Raw genomic sequence first — 11,068 nt, forward strand, 5'->3', positions numbered from 1 at the left:
GAGGGGCGACCTACGCTCCGGGCGTGATCACCGTCGTGGCTCTGACCGAGACCATCCCCCCGGACCACACCGGCCACCACCCCGACCGCCAGGCCGGCGAGGTCCGCCAGAGCGCCGCGACCTACGAGGAAGCCCGCGACCGGATCTTCGCCGAGCTTCCCGAGGGGTGGCGGGTCATCCACCTGCGCACCGTCTGAGCCGGCACGCCGGTCGATGACGGGAACCCGGGAGCGTGCAGCGGACGGGTGACGCCCGTTCGGGCGACACGTGGCCATGCGGGCCATCCCCGCCGCCCCGCGACACGCCGACGGCCCGAGCAGCGCGTGCCGCGTGTCGGTACGCGCCGCGCGGGACGAAGCGGACGTCACCCTGTGGAGGCGAGTGTGCCGCGACCACGGACGCGGCGGACAGGTGCCGCGTTTCCGCAGGTCAGACTCGTGATCGGGCCGAGGCATACCCCGAAGTTGTCCCCAGCGGGTGAGAAACGACACGCATGTAAGCACAAGTGCAAAGCGGGGGGACGCGCGGAACAACCTGGGCGTAGCCTGGACCCGTTCGGCCGCATCCCGCGTCCGGGCACAGCAATGGCCGAGCAGGTGTTCCCGCACCGGCTCGGCCGCGCTGTACAGCAAGGAGCACGTCCGGTTTCGCCCGTTCGCACTCACTTCGACACCGTGAGCGTACATCCCCCCGGTACAGAACTTCGAGGGGGCGCGCACCACGAGCGGGCGAAACTGGACCCGTGCTTCGCGTCCCTCGAGGCAGGCCATGTCCAACGAAGCACCCGTACATCGTCACAAGCCCGCCGACGGCGAGCCGCCCCGCCAGCCCCACGGCTGGCAGCTCGCCCTCGCTGCGGCCGCCGCCGCAACCACATGGAGCCTGACCCGCGATGTCTCGCTCTCGGTAGAGGTAGCCGCGCTGGCGCTGGCGGCGTTCCCGCCGTCGAGCGCCTGACTCTGCGCGTGACCGGGCGGCGCCGAGAGCACCGCCCGGTCACGCGTGGGACCACGCCCCGACTCGACGTGCCCTAGACGCCGGAACCACCCGAGGGGTGGCCGTCTATCTCTTGCGCATCGTCTACGACGAGCCGTCCGCCGCGGTGGCCGCGACGCGGGCGGCCCTGGCGCGGTCGATCTCCGCGCGCTGGATGCGCCAGTCCCGGCCCTCGCGGCGGCCCGCGAGGCGCCCGGTGCGGAGCTTGTGGCGCACCGCCTGCTCGGTGATCCCCAACAGCTCGGCCGCCGCCGGCACGCCGAGGGTCGTCGGAGACGGCACGATCCCCGCCCGCGCCGCGAACTCCTCGCGAGTCAGCACCTCCACCGCGAGCACACGCGCGCCGGCCACGGGCTCGACGCGCTCGAGCGCGTCGCGCACAGCCTCGGCGTGCCCGGCCGCGGTCACGGCCAGGTGCAGCTCGACCCAGCCCAGCGCCGTGTACCCCGTCGACAGCAGCGCCTCACCGAGCTCGGCCAGGGCCGGCTCGGGAGGAGCCTGGCGGGCGGCGATCTCGACGCGGACGTGGAACTCGGTGCTCATGGCACGCATCCTCGCCGAGCCGCCGGATGTACGGCTGCTCTACCGGCGGTTCCGCCGGTCGCGGATCGTGCTGATCCCGATCCCGATCACGACCGCCAGGACGATCCCGACGAGGGCCCACCAGTTCCCGCTGGCGCCTGCGGAGACCATGGGCGGTCAGCCGGGGATGTTGCGGGGGTCGCGGCCGTGGCTGTTCTTCTCGTGGATCTGGCCGTCGAGCCCGTGGATCACGTGTTCGACCCTGCGGGCGTCGGCGTCCTTGCGGCCCGCGGCGACGGCGTCGTCCTTGCGGTCGAACGTGCCGTCCAGGGGCATGTGCTGGCCCTCGACCTCGTTGAGCCACTTCCCGTCGCGGTGCACCGTGTGCACGTCACCGTTCGGCATGGCCGTTCTCCTCTCGCTGGGGGTGCGATCGGCGAACAGTCTTGTGGCGCTCGGTCGGGCTCGCTCGTCGAGCGTCAGGCGCGCGAGCCCGGGCGCCGCGACGCCGGGGTCTTGCGGGCGGCGGTGATGTACGGCTCGAGCGCACGCAGCAGGTCGTCGCGGTGCGCGTCGGTCAGGTCGATCTCGTAGCCGGTGTCGCCCCACGCGAACCGATAGGTGCGGGCGCCCTCGGAGCCGTCAAGGTCGTCGGTCACGAGGACGCGGGTCTGTGTCGCCATGCCCCGGATCATCCCGCACGTCATCCGACAGGCGTGTCCGAGCGCGCGGCTAGCGTGCGGGGTGAGGTCCCGCTGCGATCCCCTTGAGCAGCGGGGCCTCGTGTGCCCCGCACGCACCCCTACGTGACGTCAGTGACGGGGGCCGCGGGTATCGCTGCCGGGTGAGCGGAGTCGGGGCGCACCCAGTCCGGCTCGCCTGACATCTCTGCGATGAACCTCCATACCTTCCGACGGCGCGACGCGGGGGCCTGGACGTGGTCGCCTTCCGGGGGCAGGAGTGCATCGGGTGCGCGGCGGAGGATCAGGAGCCGGCGCTCACGGCGATTGATTAGGACCCGGACCACGGGGAGCGTTGCGAGCGCGATGAGCACCAGGCCGCCGATGTAGTAGGCCCACGCCTCCCGGCCGGTCACCGGTTCGGGAGTCGAGTCGACGGGCATGTTGAGGATGCCGAACGCGCTGAGCAGAAACCCGAGGACGCCTGCTTGCAGCACCCAAGCGCGACCACGTAGCGGTTCAAAGGTGATCACAGCGAGCTCGACGGCCGCACTGTCCGCAGCGGCCTCGAGCGACGCTCGCCCGACGGTGCCCGCCGGCAGAGACTGAGCCAGAGCGAGGTTCTTCTCGATAGTGGCGCGGAGCCGGGCAGGTCTGCTCCACTGCGACAGCGATGTAGCGCCGAGCAGCGCCCCGAGGGCCGCAACTAGGGCGGCGAAGCCTTCCATGTCGGCACCGTAGAACGCGGCCGTCCTGGTGGGTTGCAAGGCGATCTGAACGCGTGGGTGAAGTGCGCGTGGTGGTCAACGGTGTGGCGTACGCGCCTTGCTGGTCCCGCGTACGCGCCGTAGAGTTCACCTTGAGCCGCACCATCGAGGTGGCAGCGGAAGTGAGCCTCGGGAGATCCTGCCGGAAGACAGGGCCCGGGGCTCGCGTCATGTCTGGGGTGCGTCCTCGACCAGGTGCACGGTCATCCGCCGCTCGAGAACCCTCCACCAGCGTGGGTTGCCCACCCGTGAGGCAACCAGTGCCCCGCACACCGCGTCGGCGATCCACAGTGCCGGGTCGACCGGTCCCGCCGCGTGGTCCAGACGCAACACGCCGTCGAGGCGCTGCTGCGAGCGAAGGGCGTCGAGCATCTTGCGGTCACGTTGGTCGGCGGCGCTGCCGCGGGACTCCAAGACCAGGTCCGTGCAGCCCGCTGCGACGAGCTCGGGTGCGAACGTCTCGAAGCACTTGCGCCGTCGGCGCTCGTCCTTTTCGTCGGGCATCCCGTGGCGCACCACGATCACACCCTCGATCGGAAGTTCACCGATCACCCCGATGACCTTGTCGTGCCGGTCCTCGGAGTCCGCACGCCAGTGGATCTTCTTCTCCCCGGGGCGCTGGAGCTCGATCATCGCGGCCCGCAGGTCGGCCACGGCCTCCGGCGCCGCCAGGACCGCACCCATCAGATAGATGTCCGGGTCCCGGCTCGCCACAGAGCCCGACTCATCACCCCACGCGCTGAACACCGGCGCTCGCGCCCCTTCCGCCGCTGGTCTGCCCGCGGTCGCGGGAGCCCGTTCCTACGGCGGACGGTACCTACTCCAACGGAGGCCGCGGCGCCGACGGGGAGGTGTCGGGCAGTGGGAAGGGTGGGAACCCTCCCTCGGGCAGCCGCGCAGCGGACAACGTTCGTTCGAGCACGCGCGCTCGGTGTAGAGCTCGGCGCGCCGCCGTGCGGGTGAGACCGTGCGTACGGTCCTCGTCGCTCGTCGCTCGTCGCTCGTCGCTCGTCGCTCGTCGCCCGTCAGCCAGGGCGAAGAGTGCGCGACGCTGGGATCGGCGCTTTACAGCGCGCCAGGTGGATCCTGTAGCTCCGCCCCCCGCCGCGCGGCTTCCCCGCTTTCGTCTATGACCGCGCCGTCGATGAACGACGTCTGAGGGCGGCCTTCGTTCCGCGCCTTGATGTTCTCAGCGACGTGCGCCATTCGCGCCTCCCATTCAGATCCGTCTTCTTCTCCACCCGACAATGTGAGGTTCCGCCGGGCGACGAGGCTGTTATAGGACTCTAGCTCCGCGCCGTGGAGCGACTCAAATTGACTAAAGGTCCATTCGAACAGCTCTTGCATGGAGTGCCCGTACTGTTGTGAGACAACCCGGAGATGTATTCCATCGGGGTTTCCCTCAAGGAACTGGCGGGAGGCGGCGTCCCAGAAGTCGCGGCGCTCAAGCAGGGCGGCAGAGTCGAGATGCACGCGCAGCGCGGCGTCAGCGCCGCCTCCACTCCACGACATGGTCGAGCTGAAAGGAGCCGAACCGACGTGCACGAGGTAGTTGCGGAACTTTCGCAAGAACTTGGTTCCAGGCGCGTCGGCCACCTGCTTGTTGCGCCTTTCGAACTCGCGCCAAAAGACGGTATTCGGGTAGTCGTTTCTAAGTTTATTCGTATGCTCCACAAGGGTCACTGCCGACGCAAGGGTGTTGAATAGTCTCTGGTCAAGCAGCGCAAAGAAGCCGCGCCGCACGGCGTCGTCACGCACGTTTTGTATGAGTTCCATTTGTAGTTCTTGATCTGTCTCGCTCGCGTCCAGCACGGCATCGAGTTCGCGTGCGTTCATGGCGAAGGTGCGGTGGGCCCTGTTGATACTGGACCAACGCCCCATCGCCGCAGCGGCTGGATGTGAACGCAGATCGACATCTAGCTGCCGGAGCTGGACGTCGCGCTCCTCCGGCGTCATGGCGGCGTAGTCCTCGCGGTACATGCTGAGAACGTATCGAGACCGAGCGCCGGCACCTAGTGGGGCCCGCGCGACCAGGTACGTCGCACGCACCTCCGCGGGTGTGCCGACCTTCGCCGCGGGCCGATCGCGCCACGGCGTGTAGGGGAGTCCCACTTCCAAGGAAGTGGGACGGCGATCGCCAGCCCGAGAGCGACGCCCGAACGCGCCACCAGGGCGTACCAGAAGTCAGGTCCAGATGGGTGTCCCATGCTTCTGATGCGATGACATCGCCGCACGGACGACATGGTCGACGTGCCGTCCTGCCGTAGGTCGCGCCTCCACCGCCCAGCCCTGCACAACGCCGCGTCATCGGCTTCGTCCGTAGAGCCACAAGACGAGGCACAGGCCAGCGATCCACGGGGATGCTCTGATCACGAAGATCAGCGCCGGCCAGATGAAGGCGACGAAGAAGGCGAGGAGCGGGCGCCCGCGCAACTGTTCGAGCTCGCTGACGGTTGCTGTTCGCAGCCCGCGGCGCGGCGGTTCCGCCGGCCAGAGCGGCTTTCTCGGATGCCAGTGCGCTCCTGTGTGCGGGTGCGCGATCGTGCACCGCACCATCTCGGTGTCGCTGCCATCGGCAAGAGCAGTGGCCGGGCACTGTCCGCTCATGACCGCATCGTCGCACCGCACCCGCGTCTGAGCCTCGAGTCGGCGACGCGCGAAACGAAAGCAGGTGTACCTAAACGAACGGTTGAGTGCATGTACGTCCCGGCGCTCTGCCGAGCTAAGGGCGGGACCTGTATCGCTCGATCGCCCACGCACCTACGAGGCCGAGCCCGATCGCGCCGCCCGCAGCTGCGACGACCGACAGCACCTGGGTGAGGGTCACCGCAGTGACGCTAGCGATCGAAGGGGTGCAGCACGGTCCTGGCGTGGGTGGCGAGGTCGACGCCGCGGCGCGCGGCGCCGAGTCGGAGGATCTGGCGGGCTTCGTCGGGGGCGACCTCCAGGGCGCCCACGAGGAACCCGACGGCGAGCTCCACGGTGTCGAGCGCGGCGAGGGCACCGAGCCCGGCGCGGGCGTCGTCGAGGCTGCGCATGGGGAGGTCATGGTTCGCCACGGGGATCTCGTCGGGCAGGCCAGCGGCGGCGCGCACGAGGTCGACGTCGTCGAACGCGCGGGGGTCGGCGGCGTAGATCGTCAGGTGGCCAGTGCCCCCGACCGAGGTCGGGAAGGGTAGGGCGAGGCTAGCGGCGCACCGCGCGTCGGGGTCCTCGGCGCGCTGCTTTTGCCAGGCCAGCTCGTCCAGCGCGTCGTCGCTGGTCGGCTCCGTGCGCATCGGCGCGGGCGGCGGGATGGCGGCGTCGGGGTCGGCGAGCAGCGCCAGTGTCAGGGCCGTGGGACCGAGCACCGCGCTGACCGCGACGCACGAGGGCACGCGGTCCGCGATGCGCCGCGCGCGCGCCTGCAGGTCGGCGCCGAGCACGGGCGTGGTGACCTCAAGGTGCTCGAGGACCTCGCGACTCGGAGGGATGAAATGCATGGCAGGCCCGGGGTGGTGCTTCAACCCGGCGTGGCCTGCGGGGTATCCATCATCCGACGCGTAGCGGCGGCGCGCTCCTCGTCAGGTCTTGCGGTTGACGGGTGGGGTCATGCTGGAGGGGTCGTTGGCTCTTCGAGCTTGCTCCCTTGAGTGGACCGTCTGCGATGAACGGCTACGTGCCGGACGATCGCTGTCCGCTGAGGTGTGGTCCCGATGCAGGCGTCTGTCCCTTCGCCCAGTCCCCCCGCCGCCGTCGCCCGCGCGCCCGCCGGCGACGCGGACGAGATGACTCTCCGCCAGGAGCGTGCTCGCGCGACGATCGAGCTGCAGCACGTCGTCGTCGCGCCGACCTCGCTGCAGGAGTTCGTTCAGGAGGCCTCCGACGTCGCGGCATGCCACCTCGACGCGGTCGTGGTCGTGGTCGAGGTGCGTCGCCCGGGCGGCCCGAGGGTGACCAGCCGCCCTCCGGACGGACCGGAGCCGGTCGTGAACCTCGCGCGGGCCCTGAGCGACGGCACCCGCGTGGACCTGTGCCTGTACAGCGCAGCTACACCGGTGCGCCGGGTGGTCGAGCTGGCCGAGGTTTACCTCGACGTGATCGCCCACCTCGTCCCGCTCCGCCTCCACATCCACGACCTGGAGGCCGTCACCGCCGACCTGCGAGCAGCCGCGGAGAGCCGGTCGGTCATCGACCAGGCGACAGGCGTGATCATGAGACAGAACCACTGCACCGCCCATGAGGCGTTCTCGATCCTGCGCAGCGCGTCCCAGAACCGCAACATCAAGCTGCGAGAGGTCGCCGCATCCCTTGTCGAAGACCTCTCCGCGACCGCGGCTGCCCCCGCGTCTCAAGGCTGACCTGTACTTAAACGAACGTTTGAGTACATGCACTCTTGCTCCGGTCCTCATGGCGAGGTCCGACGTCCGGCGGCTGCGGGCGAGGACTCGATCGTGGGAACTCCTCATCCGGCCGGTGCTCAGCTCGGCGGGTCCGAGGCGGTGACGGCGGTCACGGCGGTGTCCACGTCGGGGTAAAGGGTGGGCAGGTCGTCGGCGTCGGCGGTGCCGCGCAGGACGTCGCGGACCTGGCCGATGTCGCGGGCGACGACGAGGGTCGCGTCGGCGCGGGCGAGGTCGCGGTGGAGGGTCACGATCATCTCGGCGGCGGCGGAGTCGACGAACGGCACGGTCTCGGCGTCGAGCACGACGGCCTGGGGCCGCTGGCTCGCGACGAGGTCGCGCACGATGGTGCGCACGTTCTCCGCGTTGGCGAAGAACAGGCCGGCCTCCGGTCGGACCACGAGCACCCCGTCGACTGTTCCCGGCCCGGGCGCGGGGGCACGCGGCTCGTCCGCGCGAGGTGCGGGCTGGGACGGGGCGGCGAGTCGGGCTGCCCGGCGGGCTGCGTCGACCCAGACGCCGTCGCGGTTGCGCACGAGGACGGCGACGTGCGGTCGGGACGCGCGGGCGAGCAGCAGGAGCATCGAGAGCACGATCCCGATGACCAGGCCGGGGAGGGTGTCGAGGACGAGGACGCCGGCCATCGCGGCGAGGGCGGCGTAGGCGTCGTAGCGGGCCGCGGAGCCGTACAGGCGGCGCAGCCGCGGGGTCGCGAGCCCCCAGAGCCGGCGCAGCGCGCGGATGTCGACGAGCTCGACGACGGCGGCGATGACGACGGCGGCGAGGACTGCCTCGGGCAGCGACTCGAACGCCGGGGTGAGGAAGAGCAGCGTGACGAGGGTGAGCGCGGCGGCGGTGAGCCCGGAGAGCTGGGACCGGGCTCCGGCGCCGCCGTTGACCGCGGTCTTGGACAGGCTGCCGTTCACGATCATTCCGGCGGCGAGCCCGGAGCCGAGGTTCGCGGCGCCCATGCCGAGGAGCTCCCGGTCGGGGTCGATGTCGTAGCCGGCTCGTGCGGCGTAGGTCTTGGCGGCGCCGAGCGCCTCGGCGAAGCCGACGAGCATGACGCCGGCCGCCGGGCCGACGAGGTCGGTCCAGGTGGTCCGGTCGACCGCGGGGACGCCGAGCGCGGGCAGACCCGCCTCGATGGGCCCGACGACGTCGACGCCGCTCTCGTCGAGCCGCAGGAGCAGGACCGCGGCCACGCCCAGGCCGACCACGAGCAGCGACCCGGGGACCGCGGGAGCGAACCGCTTGACCAGGAGGACGACGGCGAGCGAGGCGAGACCGAGCGCGGCGGTGAGCCAGTGGACGTCACCGAGCTCGGAGAGCACCGCGGCGGCCTTCTCGAAGAAGTTGCCCGTGCCCTTCTCCACCCCGAGCAGCGCCGGGACCTGACCGACGATGATGATCAGCGCCAGGCCGACGATGAACCCCTTGAGCACCGGCTCGGAGATGAACGAGGCCAGGAACCCCAGTCGCGCGAGACCGGCGAGCACGCACAGCACGCCCGTGACGAGCGCGACGGCCGAGGTGATCAGGACGAACACCGTGGCGTCGGCCGGGGCGAACACGGCCACCACGCTCGCCGAGAGTGCGGCGGTGGCGGACATCGGCCCGACCACGAGGTGACGGGAGCTGCCGAGCGCCGCGTAGAGGACCAGCGCGGGCACCGCCGAGTACAGGCCGACCACCGGCGGCACCCCGGCGATCGTCGCGTAGGCGAGGGACTCCGGCACGAGGACGGCCCACACCGTCAGGCCCGCGACGAGGTCCGTGCGGAGCCAGCTGCGCCGGTACCCGCGCAGGCTGGGGAACAGCACCGGCGTCACCCGGCGCCGGCCGGCAGGGGATCCGCCCGGGAGCACAGCGGTCATCGCTGAGCGACGTCTCCGGAGGCCCAGATGCGGTCGAGACCCAGGTCGGCGCGGCCGTCGGTGGTCATAGGGCGCTCATCCCGTCCCCGACCAGCTTCGCGCCGATCACCAGCATCAGCACGGCCACGATGACCGCGTTGTTGTGCACCATCCAGACCCGGACCTCCTCAAGCAGGTGGGCGGCGCGCGGCCCGGTGGCGAGGTAGACGACGACCGGGGCCGCCACGCCGAGGGTCGCGACCACGGTGAACACCGCCAGGGCGGCGAGCTGGGTGCCGCGGTCCGAGGTGGCTCCGGCGATCGCCGCGGCACCGGAGACCAGGAGCAGGAGGTTCTTCGGGTTCACGACGCTCAGCAGCAGCCCGAGCCCGGCGGCCTTGACCGGGGTGAAGGCGTCGATCGCCGCCATCCACTTCGGGGCCGGCGGTTCGACGCCCGGTCGGGGTCGGCCCCGGAACTGACGGACGGCCACGAGCACGGCGCCGAGGCCCAGCACGATCTTGATCCACGACAGCCACACCGGTGTCGCCCCGGCGTCCGCGGACGCCGCTCCGACCATGAGCAGCACGACTGTGCCCGCGACGAAGAGGCCGACGAGCCAGGCCAGCACGAACGCCACGCTGTTGGCCCGGGCTCGCGGCGTCACCAGCATCAGGACGACCGCGACGATCGGCATGGGCGAAAGGAGGATCCCGATCGCCACGGGCAGCGACTGCCCGATCGCCGGTCCCATCAGCCCGCCACCCGCGCAGCGGTGTCGCCCACCCCTGGAGCACGCCGCGCCGTCACGGGGTGACGATCGGGAAGTTCGGGTCGAATTCGTCGAGCACGGAGGCGTAGGTGTCCAGCTGCGCCCGGTCTCCGGTGAGCGTGACGGCTCCGGTGTCCAGGAGGTGCTTCGCCGTCGGCGAACGCGGTGCGAGCAGGACTCCGGTGACGGCCGCCTTGGGCCCCCGCACGGTGAGCGGTGCACCGACGGCAGCGGGGCGGGCGTGGAGGACGCCGTTCGCGACCCAGAACGTCCAGTTCTGGTCGAGGTCGGTGAACTCGACGTCGACGCGGATCTCGACCTGGGCGGCCTTGTCGCCGTTGACGTGCACGGCGGCGTAGTCGAACAGGATGTCGACCGGCATCGCGGCGATGGTGTCGGCGCTGGCGGAGGCGTACCGGGCGGGCTGGACGCCCTCGCGCAGCTCGCGGGCGGCGGTGAGGAAGATGCCCCGCCACTGGGGGCCTTCGGCCTGGTAGCCCATCTGCTCGTAGGCGTCCGCCTGGAGGTGCCGTGCCTCGTCGTTCCCCGGGTCGGCGAACACCACGGTGTGCAGCACCTCCACCGCCCACCGGTAGTCACCTGCCTCGAGGGCGCGCCGCCCCTGGGCGATCAGCGCGTCCGCACCGAAGGCCTGCACCCACCGCTGCGCGGACTCCTCGGGAGGCAGCGGGTGCAGCGAGACGGGGTCGCCGTCCCACATGCCGAGCTCCTTGGTGAAGACCGCCCGCACGTCGTGGTGCACCGTCCCGTGGTACCCGCGGTTGAACCAGCGGCGGGCCAGGGCCTCCGGCAGCTGGACCTGCTCCGCTGCCTCCAGAGGTGTGAGGCCCTGGTTGGCGAGTCGGAGTGCCTGGTCGTGGATGTACTTGTAGGTGTCGCGCTGGGACTCCAGGAACTGCACGACCTGCGCGTTGCCCCATACCGGCCACGTGTGCGGGCCGAAGTGCACCTCGGCCTCGTCGCCCCAGCGGACCAGGGTCTCGTCGAGGTAGCGGGCGAAGTTGCGGGCGTCGCGGGTCCGGGCCCCGCGCAGCGTCTGGATGTTGTGCAGCGAGTGGTTCGCGTTCTCCGC

14 protein-coding genes are annotated in these 11,068 nt (G+C 71.0%); 3 read left to right on the forward strand and 11 right to left on the reverse strand.

The window, feature by feature from the left end:
* Nucleotides 1-23: 23 nt before the first annotated feature.
* Together AB6N24_RS14320 and AB6N24_RS14325 are read left to right on the forward strand one after the other, a co-directional pair.
* Nucleotides 24-197 carry a hypothetical protein gene (locus tag AB6N24_RS14320; RefSeq protein ID WP_412870059.1) on the forward strand — a complete coding sequence of 58 codons (174 nt, stop codon included), beginning with the start codon at nt 24-26 and terminating at the stop codon, nt 195-197.
* Between the two features lie 571 nt (nt 198-768).
* Entirely contained in the window at nt 769-957 is a 189-nt protein-coding gene (locus tag AB6N24_RS14325) for a hypothetical protein (RefSeq protein WP_412870060.1), read from the forward strand.
* Between the two features lie 123 nt (nt 958-1,080).
* Here the strand turns inward: AB6N24_RS14325 and AB6N24_RS14330 are convergent, their stop codons facing one another.
* From AB6N24_RS14330 to AB6N24_RS14365, 8 genes are all read right to left on the reverse strand, one after another.
* On the reverse strand, nt 1,081-1,539 hold the full coding sequence (locus AB6N24_RS14330; protein WP_412870061.1) for a helix-turn-helix domain-containing protein: 459 nt from the start codon (nt 1,537-1,539) through the stop codon (nt 1,081-1,083).
* A 156-nt stretch (nt 1,540-1,695) separates the two neighbouring features.
* The gene (locus AB6N24_RS14335) at nt 1,696-1,923 is read right to left on the reverse strand and encodes a DUF2188 domain-containing protein (protein ID WP_412870062.1); all 228 of its coding nucleotides are present in this window, start codon (nt 1,921-1,923) and stop codon (nt 1,696-1,698) included.
* 74 nt (nt 1,924-1,997) lie between these two features.
* Entirely contained in the window at nt 1,998-2,201 is a 204-nt protein-coding gene (locus AB6N24_RS14340) for an Lsr2 dimerization domain-containing protein (RefSeq protein WP_412870063.1), read from the reverse strand.
* A 119-nt stretch (nt 2,202-2,320) separates the two neighbouring features.
* Entirely contained in the window at nt 2,321-2,926 is a 606-nt protein-coding gene (locus AB6N24_RS14345) for a hypothetical protein (RefSeq protein ID WP_412870064.1), read from the reverse strand.
* Between the two features lie 207 nt (nt 2,927-3,133).
* Nucleotides 3,134-3,712: a hypothetical protein gene (locus AB6N24_RS14350; RefSeq protein WP_412870065.1), complete on the reverse strand. Its 579-nt coding sequence runs from the start codon at nt 3,710-3,712 to the stop codon at nt 3,134-3,136.
* Between the two features lie 318 nt (nt 3,713-4,030).
* Nucleotides 4,031-4,945, reverse strand: coding sequence for a hypothetical protein (locus AB6N24_RS14355; protein WP_412870066.1), 915 nt, complete (start codon nt 4,943-4,945; stop codon nt 4,031-4,033).
* Nucleotides 4,946-5,269: 324 nt separating this feature from the next.
* Nucleotides 5,270-5,572 carry a hypothetical protein gene (locus tag AB6N24_RS14360; protein WP_412870067.1) on the reverse strand — a complete coding sequence of 101 codons (303 nt, stop codon included), beginning with the start codon at nt 5,570-5,572 and terminating at the stop codon, nt 5,270-5,272.
* A gap of 230 nt (nt 5,573-5,802) precedes the next feature.
* On the reverse strand, nt 5,803-6,447 hold the full coding sequence (locus tag AB6N24_RS14365) for a hypothetical protein (protein ID WP_412870068.1): 645 nt from the start codon (nt 6,445-6,447) through the stop codon (nt 5,803-5,805).
* A gap of 285 nt (nt 6,448-6,732) precedes the next feature.
* Between AB6N24_RS14365 and AB6N24_RS14370 the strand changes: the two genes are divergently transcribed.
* A complete protein-coding gene (locus AB6N24_RS14370; RefSeq protein WP_412870069.1) occupies nt 6,733-7,305 on the forward strand; it encodes an ANTAR domain-containing protein in 573 nt (190 codons plus the stop codon).
* Nucleotides 7,306-7,424: 119 nt separating this feature from the next.
* Here the strand turns inward: AB6N24_RS14370 and AB6N24_RS14375 are convergent, their stop codons facing one another.
* The 3 genes from AB6N24_RS14375 to AB6N24_RS14385 all read right to left on the reverse strand — a co-directional run.
* The gene (locus tag AB6N24_RS14375) at nt 7,425-9,170 is read right to left on the reverse strand and encodes a SulP family inorganic anion transporter (RefSeq protein WP_412870070.1); all 1,746 of its coding nucleotides are present in this window, start codon (nt 9,168-9,170) and stop codon (nt 7,425-7,427) included.
* 118 nt (nt 9,171-9,288) lie between these two features.
* Nucleotides 9,289-9,957 (reverse strand): GAP family protein, encoded by a 669-nt coding sequence (locus AB6N24_RS14380; RefSeq protein WP_412870071.1) that lies wholly within the window; start codon nt 9,955-9,957, stop codon nt 9,289-9,291.
* A gap of 52 nt (nt 9,958-10,009) precedes the next feature.
* A partial coding sequence (locus AB6N24_RS14385) for an alkyl sulfatase dimerization domain-containing protein (RefSeq protein WP_412870072.1) occupies nt 10,010-11,068 on the reverse strand: 1,059 nt, incomplete at its 5' end.

Source organism: Cellulomonas jepli, from assembly GCF_047229345.1.
Taxonomy (GTDB): domain Bacteria; phylum Actinomycetota; class Actinomycetes; order Actinomycetales; family Cellulomonadaceae; genus Cellulomonas_A.